Here is a 19,253-nt window from a genome sequence, read left to right as displayed (position 1 = left end):
CGCTCAGCGCTGGCTGCGGCCGCTCGTCACGGCGTAGTACTGCAGGTCCTGTCGGGCGACCGGCCGCCGGACGGGGTAGCGGGTCGTGACCTTCGTCGTGGTCGTGCCGGCCCGTACGACGGTCGCGGCGCTGTGGCCCGTACGGAGCGCGAAGAGTTGCGCGTGCACACCGGCCGGAGCCCGGTAGACGCGCTCCGTGTCACCGGTCCTCGCGCGGACGTCCGCGGGAGCCGTGAGGAAGGAGAGGACCTCCACGGTGTCGCGGGGGTTCGCCGTGCCCTCGCGCGGTCGTATCACCTGCGGCTGGCGGGCGGACGGCGGGAGGTCGTCGGCGAACTGGACGCGTGAGGTCAGATAGAGGGTGTCGCGCAGGATCCTCGGCCAGGCACCGGTCTTGAACCGCGTCAGGTAGTAGGACGCGAGGTCCAGATAGGCGTAGCCGTTGTGCAGGGAGGGTGCGACGTGGGTGCCTTCGGAGTAGTCGTTCCACGTGGTGAGCTGGACCCAGTCGGCTTTGGATTCGATGGCCGCCGCCCAGCTCGCGCGGAGGGTCTCGGTGTTGCCTGCCTCGTCGTAGACGCCCTGGTTGGGGCGGGCGTCCTGGACGGAGACCGGCTGCATCCAGATCTTTCCGAGGCGGTGGGCCCGTTCGGCGTCGGCGACCGCCCCCGCCTGGCGTGCGGCGCTGCGGGCGCCCCACTCGGAGAAGCCGTGGCTGATCGCCGCGTACGCGTCCCGGTCCTGCGCGAAGTCGAGGAAGAGCGGGACGAGGGCGGTCCGAATGCCGCGCCGGGTCTCCAGTTCGGCCATCATCCGCCGCCACCAGTCGGGGTCCTTCTCCTCGGCCTTGAACGGGGAGACGACGAGCCGGCCGTCGGGGAGCCGGTGGGCCGAAGGACTCAGTGCCAGTTGCGCGAGTGAATCGGCGAGGCGGGCGGGGGTGGTCGACGTCAGGGACGTCATGTCCGGCATGAGCTGGATCCGGAAGCCCGGGTCCTCCTCGTGGGCGGCGCGGAGCAGCAGTTCCGCGCGGTCCCGGTTGCGTCCGGTCTCGGAGAGCAGATCGAGGGTGAAGCCGTCGAGTCCGGCGTCGCGGGCGGTGCGGACCTCCTGGCGCAGATGGGCCAGTTCCCAGTCCCCGGTCTCGGGCGCGGCCGGGAGCGGACGGTCGCGCAGCAACCCTCCGTACGCCTGGTGTCGGCCCTTCTCGCCGTCCGGGGTCAGGTAGTTGCGCGCGTAGTAGTCGCGGTCGGCCGGCTCGTTGTCCAGGGAGAGGGGGTACGGGGTGAAGTAGTGGGCGAAGACCAGCTTGTCCGAGCGGCGGAGCTCGGCGGTCGCCGGCAGGTCGAAGGGGAGGGCGGTGCTGTACGCCTCGGGCGCTGCGCCGGCCGTCTCGGCGGGGGCGCTCGCGCGGAGCGAGTTCGCCGCGCCGATGCCCGCGAGGGTCGCGGCGAGGAGTACGCCCAGGGCGATGGCCGGGGCGAGGCGACGCCTCCCCGGCGCCCGGTGGGTCCGGGCCGAGGACCTGTCCGCCATGGGCGTCCTTAGGGTCGGTCGCGGCTTTCGCGGGGCCGCGGGCTGGCTGTAGTACAGCCGATGGCGGACGGCGGAACAACCACCGTCGGCCCGGTGGCGTGCCGGTCGCCCGGTGCTATCGCGTACCGCTTCCGAGGCGGTCGGTGCGATGACTTGCCACGTAGTCCGCCAGGGTGTCGTTCCGCATCGCCGCCCACAACGCGTCGGATTTCGCCCGGTCGAGGAGGACGACGGACTGGCCCTTGACGGTGTCGGTGCGGGCGACGGGCGCGTTCATGAAGACCATGTCGCCGGGTCTCACCGACCGGTTGTCCCAGAGCAGTTCGCGCAGGTCGCCGTCGCTGAGCCGGTCGTCGACGCTGACGCTCGCGGTGAGGGTGTCGAGCAGTTCCGCGGCCCGGACGGGGTTGGTGAGGTTGCGCGTGGTCATCGTCCTGGTGAGGACGGCGCGCAGGAAGTTCTGCTGGCGGTGGGTGCGGTCGAAGTCGCCGCGGGGAAGGTTCTTGCGCTCGCGGACGTAGACGAGCGCTTCGGTGCCGTTCATGTGGCGGACCGTGCCGTCCACGCGGAGGTCGACCCCGCCGACCGCGTCGGTGAGTTCCTTGAACCCCTCCCAGTCGATGATCGCGAGGTGGTCGACGCGGACGTCGGTGAGACGCTGGACGGTGTCGATGAGCAGCGGCGGACCGCCCCACGAGAAGGCGGCGTTGAGCTTGGCCGTGCCGTGCCCGGGGATGTCGACCCACGAGTCGCGGGGCAGCGAGACGACGTAGGCGTTGGAGTGGTCGGCGGGGAGGTGGACCAGCATCATCGTGTCGCTGCGCTGGGCTCCGTACCGCCAGGACGGCGCCTTGGCGTCCCGCCCGGTGGTCGGCAGGTCGGAGCGGCTGTCGACCCCGACGAGGAGGAAGGTCTGCCCGCCCTTGGACGGTGCGGGCTGCTGGGCCGGCGGGACGTGGGTCGGGAACGCGCCCGCGATGCGGTCGACCTTCCCGGTGTAGTGCTCGACGGCCCACCAGCCGGCGCCGCCGACCATCAGAACCCCGATGCCGAGCAGGGCCAGTGCCGCCAACAGGACCCGCTTCGGGCTCACTCGGCGCTTCCGGGGCGTGACGGAGGGTGTGCTTTCCGCCACAGTATCGGCTCTCTCCCCCACCGCGATCTCTTCTCCCTCCGACACGTCCCCACCCCTGTTCTCCACGTCCTACGTGCGTCAACTCCCTTTGAACAGACGTATCATGCGCCCTGCCGTGTCCACACCGGCACCCATGTCACGAGATGAATACGCCATCACCCTCTGAGGTCGTTCGCGTGAACTGCAGCGGACGTGCGCGTGTATGTCGTACTGTTCCGGCGTTGCGACGCTTGTTCGTCGATCAGGGGGTCGACGAACAAGGTGGCGAACGTCGACACGTGCCTGGGGGGTACATGTGGCATGCGCGCACATCTGAGACCAACTCCACCGGAACAACGGCTGGTTCGAGCGTTACGACGACGCGTCCTCGCGCGAAGGCGCGCTGGTATCCCGTCGCCGCGCTGACCGTCGACGTGCTCGGCGTGGGACTGCCGGTCGCGCTGACCCTTCACGTCGAGCGCCAGCCGTACGCCCATGCCAGCGCCCTCGTGGCCGCGCTCGCGTGGGCGGCGGTGCGGTCGCTGCGCCGGCGGTACGCGCGGCGCGAACTCGGCGAGTCACGGGGCAGTCTGCCCGTCCTGCACGACTGGCTGATCCTGCTCGGGGTCCTCGCCGTGCTGCGGGCCGCCGCCGATCTGCACCACCCGGCACTGCTCTGTCTCCTCGTGCTGCTCCCGGCGCCGGTACTCACCCTGGTCTGCTCGAAGCTGACGTGGCATCACCTGGTGGCGGCGCGCCGGGAGGCGCAGGTGGTCACCCGTGTGCTGGTCCTCGGCGAGCCCACCGCGGCCGGTGACGTCGCCGAACATCTCGCCGGACGGACCGAGCACCCGTACGTGGTGGTCGGTGTCGTCGCCATCGGCGAGGGCGTCGTCCGTACCGGCGCGCCCGTCGCGGCGCGGCTCGGCGTGCCGGCGCCGGAGGCCGCGGACGGCGACACCCGGCAGGTGCTCGCCGCCGCCCGCGAGCTGGAGGCCGATGTGGTCCTGGTCGCGGCCGGCCCCCTGATGGCGGGCGAGCGGCTGCGCAGGCTCTCCTGGGGGCTGCACGACGCCGGAACCGAACTCGCCCTGGCCCCAGGGCTGGTGGAGTGCGCGGTCAAGCGGCTCGAGACCACGTCGGCCGCCGGTCTGGCGCTGCTCCGGGTCGCACCGCCGCTGCGCAGCGGGGTGCAGCCGGTCCTGAAGTCCGTGATGGACCGGGCCGGCGCCGGGCTCGGCCTGCTCCTGCTGTCGCCGGTGTTCCTGGCGATAGGCGCCGCGGTCCGGCTCGGCTCGGCCGGCCCGGTCTTCTACCGGCAGGTGCGGATAGGCCAGGGCCGGGCGCCGTTCGTGATGTGGAAGTTCCGCACGATGTTCCTGGACGCCGACGCCCGCAAGGCGGAGCTGGAGCGCTCCAACGAGCACGACGGGCTGATGTTCAAGATGCGCCGCGATCCGCGCGTGACCCGCGTGGGCCGGCTGCTTCGCCGTACCTCGCTCGACGAACTGCCGCAGCTGATCAACGTGTTGCTGGGTTCGATGTCCCTGGTCGGTCCGCGCCCTCCGCTGCCGGAGGAGGTCGCGCGGTACGGGGACGTGGAGCTGCGCCGCCTCGCGGTGCGGCCGGGGATGACGGGGCTGTGGCAGATCAGCGGCCGCTCGGACCTGTCGTGGGACGAGACGGTCGAGCTCGATCTGCACTACGTCGACAACTGGTCGTTCACGAGTGACGTGGATGTCATGGCCCGTACGTTCCGCGCCGTCGTCGACGGTCGCGGAGCGTACTGACGGGCCGGCCGCCGCATGAGATCAGTGCTGTTCCCGCCACCAGGCGTAGGTGGCGGCGATCCCGTCCGGCAGGGCGACGGCGGGCTTCCAACCGAGTCCGGTCAGCCGGGACACGTCGAGGAGCTTGCGCGGGGTGCCGTCGGGCCTGCTCGTGTCCCAGGCGATCCGGCCCCGGTAGCCCGTCGCCCCGGCGACGGTCTCGGCCAGTTCCCGGATCGTGAGGTCCTCGCCGCACCCGATGTTGACCGGCTCGTCGCCGTCGTAGCCGCGGAGCAGGACGGCGCAGGCGGCGGCGAGGTCGTCGACGTGCAGGAACTCACGGCGAGGGGTGCCGGAGCCCCAGAGCGTGATCTCCTCCCGCCCCTCCTCGCGGGCCTCGTGGAAGCGGCGGATCAGCGCGGGCAGGACGTGCGAGGTCTCCAGGTCGAAGTTGTCGCCGGGGCCGTAGAGGTTCGTCGGCATCGCCGAGATGTACTGCGCGCCGTACTGCTTCCGGTACGCCTGGATCTGCACGATTCCGGCGATCTTGGCCAGCGCGTAGGCCTCGTTGGTGGGTTCGAGCGGCCCGGTCAGGAGCGCGTCCTCGCTGATGGGCTGGGGCGCGAGCCGGGGGTAGATGCAGGACGAGCCGAGGAAGAGCAGGCGCCGGACCCCGGCGGCGTGGGCACCGGCGACGACGGCCAGCTGGATCTGGAGGTTCTCCTCCAGGAACTGCACCGGATAGGTGCTGTTCGCCATGATCCCGCCGACCTTGGCGGCGGCGAGCACCACGGCGTCGGGCCGGGCCTCGGCGAGGAAGGCGGCGGTCCGCGCCGAGTCCCTCAGGTCGAGCTCGGCACGGGTCCGGGTGATCACCTCGTGGCCGTCGGCCGTGAGCCGGCGGGTGATCGCGGAGCCGACGAGGCCGCGGTGTCCCGCGACGAATATCCGGGCTCGCTCGGGCAGGTACGACGTCGATGCGCTCGGGGAGACGCTCGTCGGTTCAGTCATGGCCCGGATCATGCCAGGCCGAGCGGGACCGCAGTACACCAGATCCGGATTTTCTGCCTGGATCAGACCATATCCGCAAGATACGGACCGGCTGGGGGCCGGCCCGTCAAGGAGGGGCACGACGCATGAGCAAGACCGCACTGATCAGCGGCGTCACCGGGCAGGACGGCTCCTACCTGGCCGAACTGCTGCTGTCCAAGGGCTACACCGTGCACGGCCTCGTCCGCCGCTCGTCCAGCTTCAACACCGAGCGGATCGACCACATCTACCAGGATCCGCAGCAGGCGAACCGTTCCTTCGTGCTGCATCACGCGGACCTCTCGGACGGTGTCGCCCTGGTGAACCTGCTCCGCGACATACGCCCCGACGAGGTCTACAACCTCGGCGCCCAGTCCCATGTGCGGGTCTCCTTCGACGCCCCGCTGTACACCGGTGACGTCACCGGGCTCGGCGCTCTTCGGCTCCTGGAGGCGATCCGGGCCAGCGGCGTCGACACCCGGATCTACCAGGCGTCCTCCTCCGAGATGTTCGGCGCCACCCCGCCGCCCCAGAACGAGCAGACCCCGTTCCACCCGCGCAGTCCGTACGGCGCGGCCAAGGTCTTCGCCTACTGGACGACGGTCAACTACCGTGAGGCGTACGGCATGTTCGCCGTGAACGGCGTCCTGTTCAACCACGAGTCGCCCCGCCGGGGCGAGACGTTCGTGACACGCAAGGTGACCCGGGCCGTCGCCCGGATCAAGGCCGGGCTCCAGGACCGGCTCTACCTCGGGAACCTCGATGCCGTACGCGACTGGGGGTACGCCCCCGAGTACGTCGACGCGATGTGGCGGATGCTCCAGCAGGACGAGCCGACCGACTACGTCGTGGCCACCGGAGTCGCCGCGACCGTACGGCAGTTCGTGGAGACGGCCTTCACCCACGTGGGGCTCGACTGGGCCGAGCACGTCCGCTACGACCCCAAGTACGAGCGCCCCAGCGAGGTGGACGCGCTGATCGGCGACGCGAGCAAGGCCCGGGACCTCCTTGGCTGGAAGCCCTCCGTACAGGTGGACGAACTGGCGCGGATCATGGTCGACGCCGATGTCCGTCTCGTCGAGGACCAGTTGGCCGGCGTGACGGTACGCATCGACCGCTGAGCTGCGGCTTCCGGTCCTTCCGGGTACCCGAGGGGCGGCTGCGCCCCGGGGTTCCGCGGGGCCGGAAGCTACGGAATTGGTCAAGTTGGCTTATCCGACTGCCACTTCGTCATACAGTTCGCATTCATCAGATGGCAGTTGCACCACTTCACGCCACATTGACTGGGCTATGACGCCTGGGGGGAACATGCGTAGATCCTGGGGGCTTACCGCTGCCCTCGTCCTGACCGTCGCGGCCGGAGCCGGAGGCTCTCTGGCCCCGACGGCCGCGGCACTGACGCCGCCGGTGGCCTTCACCGCGGACGATCTGCCGACCTGGCAGACCAACGGTGTCGTCTGGGCGCTCGCCGAGGCGAACGACACCGTCTTCGTCGGCGGCACCTTCTCCGAGGTGCGTCCGCCCGACGGCGGCACCGGCACTCCGAGGAACGCCGTCAACTTCGCCGCGATGGACGCGGCCACGGGCGCGCCCACCGGCTGCGCCCTCTCCTTCACCGTCGGCAGCGGCACCGCGACCGTGCGGACCCTCGTGGTCTCGCCGGACAAGAAGACGCTGTACGCGGGTGGATACTTCGGCGCCGTCAACGGCACCCCGGTCTCCAGCCTCGCCGCGATCGACATCGCCACCTGCACACCGAGGGCGTCCTTCACCCCGAGCTTCCCCGCCACCGTGCGGGCGCTCGCCGTCACCGACACCACGATCTACGCGGCCGGTGACTTCGGGACCGTCGAGGGGCAGACGCGCGAGCGATTCGCCGCGATCACCACCGCCGGTGCGCTGCTGCCGTTCACGGCGAACGCCGACGAACCGGGCCGGGCCATCGAGGTCACCCCGGACGGACAGAGCGTCCTTCTCGGCGGCGACTTCTTCAGCGTCAACGGCGCCAACTCGCACGCGCTGGCCGTGGTGAACGCCACGAGCGGCGCCGTCACCAAGGCGTACCCCAACGGCTGGATCCCGCAGAACTCCGTCGTCAAGGACATCGAGACGGACGCAACGGGCTTCTACACCGGCAACGAGGGCACCGGCGGCGGTGTCTTCGACGGCCGGATCGCCCTGAACCTCTCGAACTTCGAGCAGCGCTGGCGTGACACCTGCCTGGGCGCCACCCAGGCCGTCCGCTCCTACGAGGGCGTGCTCTACAGCGCCTCGCACGCGCACGACTGCTCCAGCGTCGGCGAGTTCCCGGACGGGCGCCGCTACCACCTGCTCGCCCAGCCGACCACGTCGACCGGCAAGCTCGGCTGGTTCCCCGATACCAACGACGGCATAGGCGAGGGCATCGGTCCCCGCGCCTTCGCCATCTCGGGCACCGGCACCACCAAGTACATGTGGGTGGGCGGCGAGTTCACCACCACCAACGGCGCACCGGCCCAGGGGCTGACCCGCTTCGCGTCCGGACCCGACACCGGAGCGCCGACCGTACCGGTCGCCAGCGCCGCCGCCGTCGGCCCGAACGCGGTCCAGATCCGCTGGCGCTCCAGCCTCGACCTGGACGACTCGAAGCTGACGTACAAGGTCTACCGCAACGGAGCCGCGACGCCGATCGCGACCGTCCAGGGCGACTCGCTGCACTGGTCCCGCCCCCAGGTCTCCTTCAAGGACACCGGCGTGACCCCGGGCCAGACCTACAGCTACCGCGTGACCGCGGGTGACGCGGACGGCAACACCAGCGCCCTCTCCGCCACCTCGACGGTGACCGTGCCGACCTCGCCGGAGCCGTACGCCTCCAAGGTGATCGCCGACGGCGCCGGACTCTACTGGCGCTTCGACGAGTCGACCACGCCGTACGCGGCCGACTCCTCCGACGGCGGCGACAACAGCGGTCTGTACGTCAACGCTCCCGCGCTGCGCCAGACTCCGGGGGCCGTCTCCGGCGCCTCCACGGCCGTCGCGCTGAACGGCACGGACGAGCAGATCCACAGCGACCGGCGGCAGAGCGTCACCGGCGCCTTCACCGTCGAGACGTGGTTCAAGACCACCACGAACCGCGGCGGCAAGCTGATCGGCTTCGGCAACAACACGACGCGGAACAGCGGCAGTTACGACAAGCACCTGTACATGACGAACTTCGGCAACGTGGTGTTCGGCGTGTACACCGGGTCCACCCGGACGCTCACCTCTCTCGGCTCGTACAACAACGGCCAGTGGCACCACGCCGTGGGCACCCAGGGCCCCGAGGGGATGAGGCTGTACATCGACGGACAGCTGGTCGGCTCCAACAACGTCACCACCAACCAGCAGTACGACGGATACTGGCACGTCGGCGCGGACAACCTGTCCAGCTGGCCGCTGCGGCCGACCAGCACCTTCTTCGCCGGCCAGATCGACGAGGTCGCCGTCTACCCGTCGGCGCTCACCGGGTCTCAGGTCTCCCAGCACTACAACCTGGCGAAGGCCCCGGCCGACACGGTCACCACCGTCACGGCGTCCGAGGACACCTACGCCAACGCGGGAGCGCCGAGCACCAACTACGGCACGTCCAGCTCGCTGGCGGTCCGCGGCACCTCGCCGTACGCGTCCTACCTCCGGTTCGCGCTGCCGGCCGCTCCGGCCGGCACGGTCCTGAAGAGCGCCCGGCTCGCGGTGAAGACCACCACGATGACCGGCGCGGGCTCGGCCGACTCCCAGTCGGTCGTGCCGATCACGGGCTCGTGGGCCGAGGACACGCTGACGTACAACAACCGCCCCACGCTCGAAGCGAACCCGATCGGGACGCTCAGCGGCGCGGTGGACGGCTCGGCGGTCTACTCGGCGCCGCTGGACACCACGGCGGTCGCGGCGGCGCTCGGCGGCTCGTACGGCCTGGCGCTGACCAGCACCGGTACGGACCCGCTGTGGCTCTGGTCGTCCGAGGCGGCGGCCGCGGAGGGCACTCCGCAGCTGGTGCTGACCTTCGGCGCTCCGTAACGGGTCGTCGTACCTCCATCAAGGATGCGGGGCCCGGCACCGGGCCCCGCATCCGACGTACCACGGGAGTTCCCTCATGCGTCGTCCTCTTCACCGGCGCCCGGCAGCGGCGGCGGCCGTGCTCGCCGGCGCGCTGCTCGCCCTGTCCGCCTGTTCCTCCCAGGACGGGGGCGCGGGCGCGGCACCGAAGGCCGCGGGGCCCTCGCGCCCGGCGGCCGTGCCCGACCGGCAGGCGGAGGCGGCGGAGCCGGCCGCTCCCACCGCGTCCGCGACCAAGGGCCCGGTCGTGCCGGACTCCGCGCTCAAGCCGGTCACCGGCTCGTTCACGGAGAAGGAGAAGAAGTATCTGAGCGGACGGGTGCCGGTGAACACGGACCCGGCCGCCGTCCTCCAGACCGGGCAGGAGTCCTGCCAGCGCCTGGAGCGCACCGCCAAGCGGGACAAGGACGCGGCCGTCGGCGCGATCGTCGCCGGGGACATCCCGGACGCCGAGGCCGTCGTGGAGCATCTCTGCCCGGCGCAGAAGCCGCTGGTGGCGACCGCGGGGACCGGCTTCCCCGACGGCACGCTCACGAGCCCGAAGGCGGGCACGTACCGCGCCCTGACCACCGACCCCGCCTGCACGTGGCGCGCGGTGGGCGCGGACGGGAAGGTCCTCGCGTCCGGTCCCTCGACCGGCGACGCCGACGGGCCCGTGCGGGCGAAGATTCCCTCAGGGACGAAGGAGTTCACCTCCAGCGCCTGCTACGCCTGGCTGCCCGCCTAGCGAGAGTGCGAGGAGAGCCCGGTACGGTCGTCACGACCGTACCGGGCTCCTCCGTGGCGTGGACGGGGTCAGGCCGCCCCGCCCGTCGCCCTCCCGTAGACCCCGAGCAGGGTGTCGAGGACCGCGTCCATCGAGAAGGCCTCTGCCGCGAGCTTCCGGGCCGCCGCCGAGGCCGCCTCGTTCGTGCCGGGGTCCAGCAGCGCGCACACGGCCGGGGCCAGGCCGGCGGCGTCCGCGACCACCCGTCCGGCGCCGGCCTCCTCGACGTCCCGCGCGAGGCCGTTGGAGGTGGTGACGACGGCGGGGGTGCCGACCGACAGCGATTCCAGCACGGACATCGGGAACGGCTCGTCGACCGACGGCAGGACGTACACATGCGCCCGGCGCAGTTCGTCGAGCATCTGTCCGGACGTCAGGGGCCCCGGGCGGCTCACCCGGTCGCCGACCCCCAGCTCGGCGACGAGGGCGTCCACGGCGGCCCGCTCCCCCTCGTCCGGTCCGGCGAGGACGAACGTCGCCTCCGGGTGCCGGCGCAGGATCTCGGGGACGGCCGCGACGAAGTCCGTGGGCCGCTTGCGGGACTGCAGCCGGGCCGCGTAGAGGATGCGGGGCGGTCCGGTGGGCACCGGGCGCGGCTCCTGGGCCGGTACGCCGTTGACCAGGCGTACGGCCCCGGTGAGCGGGCCTCCGACGACCGCGTCGAGGTCCCGGCGCTCGCGGTCCGTCAGGTACAGCACGGCGGAGGCCCGGCGCAGCACACGGCGGACGGCGACGGCGTCGAGGAGCTTGGCCAGCGGCTTGTCGCTGGGATCGACCATCCCGTGCGTCTGGAGCACCAGCGGACGGCCGGCCCGGAGCGCGGCGAGCGCCACGGGCAGGGTGACCAGATCGCGGGCGAGGTGCACATGGACCACGTCGGCGTCCCTGACGAGCGCGTGGGCCCCGGCGAGCAGCGCGGGCGAGGTGATCCCGCTGAAGCCCAGCGGGAGGATCGAACGGGCCTGGTAGAGCCGGGCCGGCACGCCTTCCACGTCGGTGGGGAGGGCGCCGGGGAAGCCGTCGCCGAGTGCGGTCAACCGCACCTGGTGGCCGCGTGCGGCAAGCCCGCGGCACAGGTTCACGGCGACCCGCACCGGTCCGCCGAAGGCGTGGGTGGGGCTGTGCAGGGTGACCGCGTGGAGGATCCTGAGGCCGCTCACGCGGGCACCGGGACCGGTCGGCGGCCTTCGGCCGTGTGCAGCGTGAGCTCGGGCAGGTCCTTGTGGAGCGTCGTACCGGCGGCGACGACCGCGTGCCGGCCGACCGTGACCCCGGCGAGGACGGTGGCGCGGGCCGCGACCCATGCGCCGTCCTCCACGGTGACGGGGGCGTTGCGGTAGCGGAAGTCCGCGGCGCGGTGGTCGTGGCTGCCGGTACAGAGCAACGCCTCCTGGGAGACGCAGACATGGGCGCCCAGGGTGATGGGCTCCAGGTTGAGCAGCCAGGCGCCCTCGCCGATCCAGGTGTGGTCGCCGACGGTCAGCTTCCACGGCCACAGGATCCGTACCCGGTGCCGTATGAGTACGCCGTCGCCTATGGTCGCGCCGAAGGCCCGGAGCAGCGCGACCCGCAGCCGGGCCGGGCAGAACCAGGCCATGAAGACCGTGTTCATCACCGCGAACCAGAGGGCCTGCACGGCCTTGCCGCGGCCCTTGTCGTAGCCGGCCAGCGTGAAGGCCGGGAGATTCCGCATGAGTTCACCCCCATGGGTGCCTCCCCAGGCACCCGGCGTTCAGACTAACGGTTGACGCGAGGTGACAGGGGGGGCGTCGGTAGACTGCCGCGAAGTGATGTTCCGGGGTGGGGACTTCGACGCCGCGGGGCCGTGGCTCCGGGGAGTCCAGGGGGCGGAATGACGACCGATGTACGCGGTGCGAGAGCCCAGGCGCGTCCGGAGCCGGCGGCTCCCCCGCCGCTGCTGCTCGCCCCGGCCGTGTCTCCGCGCACGCTGCTCTCCCGGGCCCTGTCCATCCCGCTCGTGCTCGGCTTCACGGTCTTCCTCCCGCTGCTGGTGGCGATCCAGCCCGGCGCGGGCGTGCACGACGCCGCGTACTTCCTCCAGATCGCGCTGACCATGTACGCCGGGGCCCGGCTGTCGGCGATGATCCTCACGAGCCGGCGCAAGCTGCTCCAGGGCTCGTTCTGGCTCTTCGTCTACATGGCGATGGGAGTGGCACCGCTCGCCCAGGCCGTCCTGGGCCGGGTGCCGACGCCGGTGGTGGGTCCGCGCTCCGATCTGACGACGGCGGTCGCCCTGGTCCTGGTCGGCTGCGCCGCGTTCGACCTGGGGTCGCTGCTGGCGCGGGGCCGCGCGGGGGCGTCGCGGAAGGCGGAAGAGCGCCCGGCGCTGGTGCACCGGCGGCGGCTGTACCTCCTCGTGCTGCTGGCCTTCCTGTGCAGCGGTCTGTTCGTGGTCAAGCTGGGCGGTCCGGCGGTCTTCTTCTCCAGCCGCCAGGAGATCATCGCGGGGATCGAGGAGGCGGGCGTCTCGCAGGCCGACTCGCAGGCCGGGCAGGCGTTCCTGCGCGGCTTCGGCACGGTCCCGGCGCTCTTCGCGCTGCTCGTCTACAGCCGTTGGCTGGTCACCTCGCGCCGGGCGAGGCGCCGCCCCATGGTGCTCGTCGTCTTCGCCGCCCTGGTGGTGCTCAACTGCGTGGTGAACAACCCGATCTCGAACCCGCGCTACTGGTTCCTGACGGTGATGTTCTCACTGCTGTTCACCGTCTTTCCGGTGAGCGCCGCCATGTACCGGTCGGCGCTCAGCCTGGGCGTGGTCATGGCGCTGATCGTCTTCCCGTTCTCCGACCGCTTCCGCTACGACGAGAAGAACTACCGTCCCGTCGAGACGACCTCGGTCCTGGAGCCGCTGGCGCTGAAGGACTACGACCAGGTCGGCATGTTCGCCAACACCATCACGCTCGTGAACTCGGGCAGCCGGCACCGGTACGGACGTCAGCTGGCCGGGTCCGTGCTCTTCGCCGTGCCGCGTTCGGTCTGGGCCGGCAAGCCCCGTGACACGGGGGTGATGGTCGGCCAGTGGATGGGGACGGTGAACACCAATCTGTCCTCGCCGGTCTGGGCCGAGCTGTGGATCGACTTCGGCGCCGTGGGCATGGCCGCCGGGATGACGGGGCTCGGCTACTCGGCCGCCCGGGTGGACGGACGGTTCGCCCGCCGGGGCACGCGCAGGGCGCCACCGGGCAGTCTGATCTCCCTGGTGGTGCCGCTGGTGGCGGGTTACTCCTTCATCCTGCTGCGCGGCCCGCTGCTCCAGGCCTCGGGGCGGGTGGCGATCGCGCTGATCTGTGTGGCCCTGGTGATGACCTGGCGTCAGGACAAGGGCGCCTCGCTGCGCTGACCCTCCTGGCGCGGGGCGGCGGGCTCGGGGCGTGTGCGCGCCACCCTGGTCCACGCGGCGAGGGCCTTCAGGGCGGAGCCTGCCGCGAGGCCCCAGGCCGCGCCCGCGGCGCCGCCGAGGCCGTATCCGGCGAGCATCAGGGCGACGGAGAGCAGCGAGAAGACCACCTGCACGGAGAGCGTGGCGCGCGGGCTGAGGACGCGGAGGGTGACCAGGGCACAGGTGCCCGCCGCCATCACGGCGTACTGGCTGCCGGTCGCGGGCAGCAGGGCGGCGGTGGACTGCCAGGTGGCGCCGAGGAGTCGACGGCCGACGTGATCGGGCAGCGCGTACAGCACGGCGGCCCAGCCGAGCGCGGCGAGCGCGAGGACCGCGGCGAGACCGGCGGCGGCCCGTACGGTCGCACGGCGGCCGCCCGCCCTGCCGAGGAGCGGCGGACCGAAGGCGTTGACGGAGGTGAACAGCGTGTTGAGCGGTCCGAAGAGCGTGGTCGCGCCGCGCAGCGCGCCGACGACGAGGGGGCCGGCGAGGAGTCCGAGGCCGAGGACGGCCAGCTGGCTGGAGCCGCTGCCGACGGCGAACTCGACGACGAAGCGCCGGCCGAGGCGGTTCCCCCGCAGGTGCCGGTGGAGGGACCAGGGCCGGTTCCGGACGTACGGGTGGAGCAGGGCCAGGCCGAGAAGCACGGCGGGCAGCGCCGAGAGGCCCCAGACGAGGACGAGCCGGGCGGGTGAGCTGCCGTGCGGCTGGAGCAGCAGGGCCGGTACGGCGCAGGCGAGCCGCAGCAGGTCGGCGGCGAGGGCCCGGTGGGGCTGCCGCAGGGCGGAGAAGCCGTAGCGCAGGCCGTCCTGGACGAGGACGACCGGGAGGACCGCGCCGAGGGCGAGGACGGCGCGTCCGGTTCCGCCTCCGATGACGGCGCCGGTCGCGAGGAGCAGGACCCCGGCCGCGGTGGAGGCGGCGGCGGTGAAGGCGACGGCCGAGCGGACCGCCGCGCCGATCTCGTGCTCCTCGCCCTTCTCCAGGACGACGCTCTGCCCGACGAAGGCGGCCCCCAGGCCGAGGAGCACGGTGAAGACGATGTACACCATGGAGAAGGCGGCGAAGCCGTCGGCGCTGGAGGCGCGCGCCGCGATCACCAGGACGGCGATGTTGGTGAGACTGGCCGCCGCCTGGTCGAGCACCGAGGCGGCGACGGCGGCGGCACGTCTCAACGGTCGCCCGCGTGGATGTCGCCGGTCCGCACGTCCTGTGCGCGCAGGGCGCGCAGGGCGACGGTGTCGGAGCCGTCGCCGACGAGGATCTGCTCGGGTTCGGCGGCGAACTCCTCGGTCCCGGCGGGTGCGGGTGCCTGGGCGGTCCGGCCGCTTCGGCCGGCGCCCGCTCCCCGGCTGGCGGCCTGCTGCTTGGCGGCCCGGCGCCGGCGGCGGCCCGGTGTGTACACGACGGCTCCGAGGACCGTACCGCCCGCGCCTCCTATCAGTTCGCGGATCCGCTGGAGGTCCGTACGGTGGACGGCGCGCGGGTCGCAGACGATGAGGACACCGTCGACGCGGTCGACGAGCGCGAGCGCGTCCGCGTAGTTGAGGACGGGCGGGGCGAGGACGACGACGGTGGAGTTGGGCGAGTCGGCCTCGGCGATCAGCCGGGAGACCCGGGGGCCGGTCAGCGCGCGCGCCACGTTCCGTACCCGCTCGCCCGGCACCAGGCCGAAGGAGCCGGACTCTCCCGCGTCGACGGCGAGCTGGCGCCTGCGGGGCCAGTCGCTCTCCTCGCCCTCCGGCGGGTTGCTCCAGCGCGGCGCGGCGGCCGCGTGGGCGCGCAGCCGCCCGGCGAGGGTGGGGGTGCGCAGGTCGGCCTCGATGAGGAGGACGTCCTTGCCGGTCTCGGCGAAGGAGGCCGCGAGATGGGAGGCGACGGCGACGGCCGCCTCGTTGGAGCCGCGTGGGGCGACGACGAGGAGGCGCCGCCGGTCGGCGAACCGCTGGTCGTAGGCGAGCCGGAAGGCGACGGAGCGGTACTCCTCGGCGACGCGGGCGTCGGTGTGGTCCTCGGCGAGGAGGACGTCGGTGGCGCCGCGGGGCAGGGTGCCGAGGACGGGGGCGCGTACGGCGCGGGCGACGTCGCCGGGCGAACGGGGCGCGGGGTCGAAGACGAGGCGGACCCAGGCGGCGAGCAGGCCGAGCGCCACGCCGACGAGCGCGCCGAGGCCGAGGCTCATGGGCAGGCCGGGGCCGTCGGAGTAGCCGGGGGCGGTGGCAACGCGGATGACGGTGCCCGGTGACATGTCGAGCGACTTGAGCTGGGAGATCCGGCCGTCGAGTTCGTTGATGCGGTTGAGCAGGTTGGTCTTGACGCCGTACTCGGCGTCCCGGGCCGCCCCGTCGGGCATCCGGTCGAGTTCCTTGATCTTCTGGTCGTGCTTCTTGGCCACCTCGTCGAGCTGCTTCTGCTGCCCGTCGAGCATGGTGGCCCGCAGGTCGGTCCACTGCTTCTTGCGCAGTTCGAGGTAGGCCTGGGTGACCGCGTTGGCCCGGTCGGCGGCGGCTTGGGGTGTGTCGGCCGTGTAGGTGAACTGGAGCACCTGGCTCTGTGGCGGGTTGGTGACCTGCAGGTCCTTCTGCAGTTTGCCGATGGTGCCGGTCCAGCCGAGCTTCTTCGCGGCCTGCCCGGCGACGCTGCTGCTGAGCGCGGTCTGCCGCTCGGACCCCATGTTGAGGGTCTTCTCCTGCGAAATGCTGGGGTTGAAGGGGTCGTTGACGGGGGCCCGGAGCACGACCTGGCTGGTGGCCACGTAGGTGTCCGCGTTGGACATCCCGAACCAGACGCCGCCGAGCAGACCGATCCCGATGCCGGCGGCGATGATCGAGCGGTAGCGCAGGAGCTGGCGGAACTGGTCGCGGAGCAGCTCCGGTTCGTCGTCCTCCACCGCGGTGACGTGCGATTGTGTCACGTGCTCGGACCCCCCAGTGCCTCTTCGATCAGTGCGTCGATCCGGGCGAGCCCGGCCGCCCTCGTCAGATGGGCCTCGACATGGCGGGGTCCCTGGGCGCCGAGCGCTTCGGCGGCCGCCGGATCGTCGCCGATTCTACGGATCTCGGCGAGCAGCGCGTCGGGATCCTCGGGAGGTACGAGGACGCCGGCGCCGGAGCGCAGCACCTCCTGGGCGGTGCCGCCCACGGCGGCCACGGAGGCGACGACGGGGCGTCCGGCGGCGAAGTACGAGGTCAGCTTGGAGGGCACGCTCATGTCGAGCACCGAGGCCCGCTGGGTGACGGCCAGGACGTCTGCCGCGGCGAGGGTGTCGGGGAACGCGTCGTCGTCGACGGGCTCCATGAACTCCAGGTTGCGGACTCCGGCGCCCAACTCCTCCAGGTGGGAACGCTGGTTGCCGTCGCCCAGGAGCACGATCCTGACCTTCGGGTCGCGCCGGGCCGCTTCGACGAGCACCTCGAGGCCCTGCTTGAGGCCCATGTTGCCGGAGTGCAGGACGACGGTCTCGCCGTCTCCCCAGCCGAGCCGGTGCCGGGTCTCGGCGCGGGGCGCCGAAGGGCCGCTGACGTGGGACCAGTTGGGGACGAGCCGGATGCGGCCGCGGTCGACGCCCATGGCGGCGACCTTGTCGACGAACGTCTCGTGGATGACGCCCACGAGGGCGGCGCGGCGGACGGCGTACCTCTCGGCCCGGGCGGCGAGCGCGGCGGCGCGGTCCCCGCCGGCGATGCCGCTCTGCGCGGCCGCTGCGCCCATCAGGTCCTGCACGACGGGAACGTACGGAACGCGCCAACGGGCGGCGAGGCGGGCGCCGATGATGCCTCCGGCGAGGCTGGGCATCTGGGCGAGGACGGCATGGGGCCGGGCCATCGGGGGCGGCGCGAGGAGTCCGTGGGCGAGCACGCTGGCTTCGAACGCGGCCCGCTTCAGGGCGGTCTGGCGCGGGGGGACGGTGTGGCGGCGGCGGTGGACGACGACTCCGGCGCGCTCCTCCGTACGGCGCCAGGCCTTGGCGTAGGCCGGGTCGAGGGACCAGGAGGGGTAGTGCGGCATTCCGGCGAGGACATGGGTCTCGTGGCCGCTCGCCGCCCAGTGTTCGGCGATCTGGGTCGCGTACGGACCTATTCCGGCATGCTCGGGTGCGTAGTTGGTGGACACCATCAGCAGGCGCCTGCGCCCCCGCGGTGTTCCCGAGTCGCCGTTCCCCGCCGTACGATCCCCCACGTGACCGCCCCTCTCCCCCTGACGCGAACCGGTCATCACCCTAGTCGTTCACCCACTCTCAACGGAATGTGCACGCTATCGTCGAAACTCCTTTCGCGCTGGGGAGCGCGAACGCACCTGGGGGGTTTCGTACATGACCGCAGGAAGGCCGTACCGCGTCGGCTACGCGCCGGGGGCCTACGACCTCTTTCACATCGGCCACCTCAACATCCTCCGGCACGCGCGCAGCCAGTGCGACTACCTGGTGGCGGGTGTGGTCTCGGACGAGATGGCCGAACTGGCCAAGGGCCGGCGGCCGGTGATCCCGCTGGTCGAACGGCTGGAGATCGTACGGAACGTGAAGTACGTCGACGCGGCCTTCGTGGAGACGGTGCCGGACAAGCTGGAGACCTGGAAGCAGGTCCGGTTCGACGTGCTGTTCAAGGGTGACGACTGGCGCGGTACGCCCAAGGGGGACCGGCTGGAGCGGGAGTTCGCCGGGGTGGGGGTGGAGATCGTCTACTTCCCGTACACGATGCACACCTCCAGCACCCAGCTCCGGCGCGCGCTCGACCTCCTGACGCAGGAGGCCGAGCCGGGCACCGGGGCCGCCGGTCTCGGCGGCACCGCGGGCGGGATCGGCGGGGTCAGCGAGGGGCTGCGCTGAGTTCGCGGAACCACTTGGCGAGGAAGGCGAGGAGGAACACCGCGCTCGCGGCGCCGAGCACGGTGTAGCTCCAGCGGAAGAGGGATCCGCCGCCGAGGAGCAGGAAGACCAGGCAGAAGACGCCGTGGTCGACGGGGAGCAGGGCCACCGCGCGCAGGGTGGAGGGCTGCGGGGCGGGGGTGCCCGGCGCCGGGCGCGGCTTGAGCTTCTCGGTCAGCAGTCCGCCGAAGAAGGTGACCACGGCGGCGAGTTGGAACCCGAGCGGGACCAAGAGCCAGCCGTCGGCGTCCGTGCCGAAGTGCCCGGGGTGACGGTAGAAGGCGATCAGCACCGCGGTGTGCAGCGCGGTGATCTTCGCGCAGTCGACGACGTGGTCGAGCCACTCCCCCGCCGGGCTGCCGCCACCCCGCAGCCGCGCGAGCTGCCCGTCGGCGGAGTCGAAGGCGAAACCGACCGCGAGCCCCAGCCAGACCAGCAGACCGAGGACCCAGGACGGACCGCCGAGGGCCACTCCGGCGACGGCCGCGAAGCTGAACAGGGCACTGACCAGCGTGACCTGATTGGGAGTCAGTCCAACCCGGTACGCACCGGCCGCGAGGAGGCGCCCCACCGGGCGGTTGACGAACCGCGAGTAGAGCGAGACCCCCTTCGCCGACTTCTGGGCGGACTTCAGCTCGGCCAGCGCGGTCCCGAACGTTCCCACGAACTCCCCCGGGTCTGTGTGCGAGTTTCGTACTTTCGTACGT

At 72.0% G+C, this 19,253-nt stretch carries 15 protein-coding genes; 6 read left to right on the top strand and 9 right to left on the bottom strand.

All coding sequences use genetic code 11. The features are described 5' to 3' along the window. Positions 1 to 3: 3 nt before the first annotated feature. On the bottom strand, positions 4 to 1,536 hold the full coding sequence (locus ACZ3IJ_RS01000; protein ID WP_467465504.1) for a glycoside hydrolase family 71 protein: 1,533 nt from the start codon (positions 1,534 to 1,536) through the stop codon (positions 4 to 6). Positions 1,537 to 1,651: 115 nt separating this feature from the next. Next, positions 1,652 to 2,629: an LCP family protein gene (locus tag ACZ3IJ_RS00995; protein WP_467465503.1), complete on the bottom strand. Its 978-nt coding sequence runs from the start codon at positions 2,627 to 2,629 to the stop codon at positions 1,652 to 1,654. A 335-nt stretch (positions 2,630 to 2,964) separates the two neighbouring features. Between ACZ3IJ_RS00995 and ACZ3IJ_RS00990 the strand changes: the two genes are divergently transcribed. Beyond that, positions 2,965 to 4,440, top strand: coding sequence for a sugar transferase (locus tag ACZ3IJ_RS00990; RefSeq protein ID WP_467465502.1), 1,476 nt, complete (start codon positions 2,965 to 2,967; stop codon positions 4,438 to 4,440). 21 nt (positions 4,441 to 4,461) lie between these two features. Here the strand turns inward: ACZ3IJ_RS00990 and ACZ3IJ_RS00985 are convergent, their stop codons facing one another. Then, the gene (locus ACZ3IJ_RS00985; protein ID WP_467465501.1) at positions 4,462 to 5,430 is read right to left on the bottom strand and encodes a GDP-L-fucose synthase family protein; all 969 of its coding nucleotides are present in this window, start codon (positions 5,428 to 5,430) and stop codon (positions 4,462 to 4,464) included. 125 nt (positions 5,431 to 5,555) lie between these two features. Between ACZ3IJ_RS00985 and gmd the strand changes: the two genes are divergently transcribed. The 3 genes from gmd to ACZ3IJ_RS00970 all read left to right on the top strand — a co-directional run bounded on the left by gmd (position 5,556) and on the right by ACZ3IJ_RS00970 (position 10,246). Further along, a complete protein-coding gene (gene gmd, locus ACZ3IJ_RS00980) occupies positions 5,556 to 6,569 on the top strand; it encodes a GDP-mannose 4,6-dehydratase (protein WP_467465500.1) in 1,014 nt (337 codons plus the stop codon). A 187-nt stretch (positions 6,570 to 6,756) separates the two neighbouring features. After that, positions 6,757 to 9,480 carry a LamG-like jellyroll fold domain-containing protein gene (locus tag ACZ3IJ_RS00975; protein WP_467465499.1) on the top strand — a complete coding sequence of 908 codons (2,724 nt, stop codon included), beginning with the start codon at positions 6,757 to 6,759 and terminating at the stop codon, positions 9,478 to 9,480. Positions 9,481 to 9,556: 76 nt separating this feature from the next. Then, complete coding sequence (locus ACZ3IJ_RS00970) at positions 9,557 to 10,246, top strand: hypothetical protein (RefSeq protein WP_467465498.1); 690 nt, start codon at positions 9,557 to 9,559, stop codon at positions 10,244 to 10,246. A 68-nt stretch (positions 10,247 to 10,314) separates the two neighbouring features. On the opposite strand, the gene ACZ3IJ_RS00965 is transcribed toward ACZ3IJ_RS00970, so the two are convergent. Both ACZ3IJ_RS00965 and ACZ3IJ_RS00960 read right to left on the bottom strand, forming a co-directional pair. Continuing rightward, positions 10,315 to 11,445, bottom strand: coding sequence for a glycosyltransferase (locus ACZ3IJ_RS00965; RefSeq protein ID WP_467465497.1), 1,131 nt, complete (start codon positions 11,443 to 11,445; stop codon positions 10,315 to 10,317). Continuing rightward, on the bottom strand, positions 11,442 to 11,978 hold the full coding sequence (locus ACZ3IJ_RS00960) for a WcaF family extracellular polysaccharide biosynthesis acetyltransferase (RefSeq protein ID WP_391796588.1): 537 nt from the start codon (positions 11,976 to 11,978) through the stop codon (positions 11,442 to 11,444). Before ACZ3IJ_RS00960 ends, ACZ3IJ_RS00965 begins: the two co-directional genes overlap by 4 nt. Before the next feature lie 159 nt (positions 11,979 to 12,137). Between ACZ3IJ_RS00960 and ACZ3IJ_RS00955 the strand changes: the two genes are divergently transcribed. Next, positions 12,138 to 13,643: a hypothetical protein gene (locus ACZ3IJ_RS00955; protein WP_467465496.1), complete on the top strand. Its 1,506-nt coding sequence runs from the start codon at positions 12,138 to 12,140 to the stop codon at positions 13,641 to 13,643. On the opposite strand, the gene ACZ3IJ_RS00950 is transcribed toward ACZ3IJ_RS00955, so the two are convergent. Genes ACZ3IJ_RS00950 through ACZ3IJ_RS00940 form a run of 3 tightly spaced genes read right to left on the bottom strand, consistent with a single transcriptional unit; the run spans position 13,616 to position 17,798 of the window. Next, positions 13,616 to 14,857, bottom strand: coding sequence for an MATE family efflux transporter (locus ACZ3IJ_RS00950; RefSeq protein ID WP_467465495.1), 1,242 nt, complete (start codon positions 14,855 to 14,857; stop codon positions 13,616 to 13,618). The genes ACZ3IJ_RS00955 and ACZ3IJ_RS00950 overlap by 28 nt on opposite strands. Next, positions 14,854 to 16,596, bottom strand: coding sequence for a polysaccharide biosynthesis tyrosine autokinase (locus ACZ3IJ_RS00945; RefSeq protein ID WP_467465494.1), 1,743 nt, complete (start codon positions 16,594 to 16,596; stop codon positions 14,854 to 14,856). Before ACZ3IJ_RS00945 ends, ACZ3IJ_RS00950 begins: the two co-directional genes overlap by 4 nt. After that, complete coding sequence (locus ACZ3IJ_RS00940) at positions 16,593 to 17,798, bottom strand: glycosyltransferase family 4 protein (RefSeq protein WP_467466247.1); 1,206 nt, start codon at positions 17,796 to 17,798, stop codon at positions 16,593 to 16,595. Before ACZ3IJ_RS00940 ends, ACZ3IJ_RS00945 begins: the two co-directional genes overlap by 4 nt. A 196-nt stretch (positions 17,799 to 17,994) precedes the next feature. Between ACZ3IJ_RS00940 and ACZ3IJ_RS00935 the strand changes: the two genes are divergently transcribed. Then, positions 17,995 to 18,507, top strand: coding sequence for an FAD synthase family protein (locus ACZ3IJ_RS00935; RefSeq protein ID WP_467465493.1), 513 nt, complete (start codon positions 17,995 to 17,997; stop codon positions 18,505 to 18,507). Here ACZ3IJ_RS00935 and ACZ3IJ_RS00930 read toward each other — a convergent pair. Beyond that, positions 18,488 to 19,210 carry a CDP-alcohol phosphatidyltransferase family protein gene (locus ACZ3IJ_RS00930; protein WP_467465492.1) on the bottom strand — a complete coding sequence of 241 codons (723 nt, stop codon included), beginning with the start codon at positions 19,208 to 19,210 and terminating at the stop codon, positions 18,488 to 18,490. The genes ACZ3IJ_RS00935 and ACZ3IJ_RS00930 overlap by 20 nt on opposite strands. Between the last annotated feature and the right edge of the window lie 43 nt (positions 19,211 to 19,253).

It is taken from the genome of Streptomyces sp. NPDC013317, from assembly GCF_055563155.1.
The sequence above is the reverse complement of the archived record's forward strand: the minus strand, read 5'-3'. Positions and strand labels throughout refer to the sequence as shown.

What these genes read in the sequence shown, in the direction of transcription:
- ACZ3IJ_RS01000 (WP_467465504.1), bottom strand. Translation starts at nt 1,536, where the DNA reads ATGGCGGACAGGTCCTCGGCCCGGACCCACCGGGCGCCGGGGAGGCGT.
- ACZ3IJ_RS00990 (WP_467465502.1), top strand. Translation starts at nt 2,965, where the DNA reads ATGTGGCATGCGCGCACATCTGAGACCAACTCCACCGGAACAACGGCT.
- ACZ3IJ_RS00985 (WP_467465501.1), bottom strand. Translation starts at nt 5,430, where the DNA reads ATGACTGAACCGACGAGCGTCTCCCCGAGCGCATCGACGTCGTACCTG.
- gmd (WP_467465500.1), top strand. Translation starts at nt 5,556, where the DNA reads ATGAGCAAGACCGCACTGATCAGCGGCGTCACCGGGCAGGACGGCTCC.
- ACZ3IJ_RS00975 (WP_467465499.1), top strand. Translation starts at nt 6,757, where the DNA reads ATGCGTAGATCCTGGGGGCTTACCGCTGCCCTCGTCCTGACCGTCGCG.
- ACZ3IJ_RS00970 (WP_467465498.1), top strand. Translation starts at nt 9,557, where the DNA reads ATGCGTCGTCCTCTTCACCGGCGCCCGGCAGCGGCGGCGGCCGTGCTC.
- ACZ3IJ_RS00960 (WP_391796588.1), bottom strand. Translation starts at nt 11,978, where the DNA reads ATGCGGAATCTCCCGGCCTTCACGCTGGCCGGCTACGACAAGGGCCGC.
- ACZ3IJ_RS00955 (WP_467465496.1), top strand. Translation starts at nt 12,138, where the DNA reads ATGACGACCGATGTACGCGGTGCGAGAGCCCAGGCGCGTCCGGAGCCG.
- ACZ3IJ_RS00940 (WP_467466247.1), bottom strand. Translation starts at nt 17,798, where the DNA reads ATGGTGTCCACCAACTACGCACCCGAGCATGCCGGAATAGGTCCGTAC.
- ACZ3IJ_RS00935 (WP_467465493.1), top strand. Translation starts at nt 17,995, where the DNA reads ATGACCGCAGGAAGGCCGTACCGCGTCGGCTACGCGCCGGGGGCCTAC.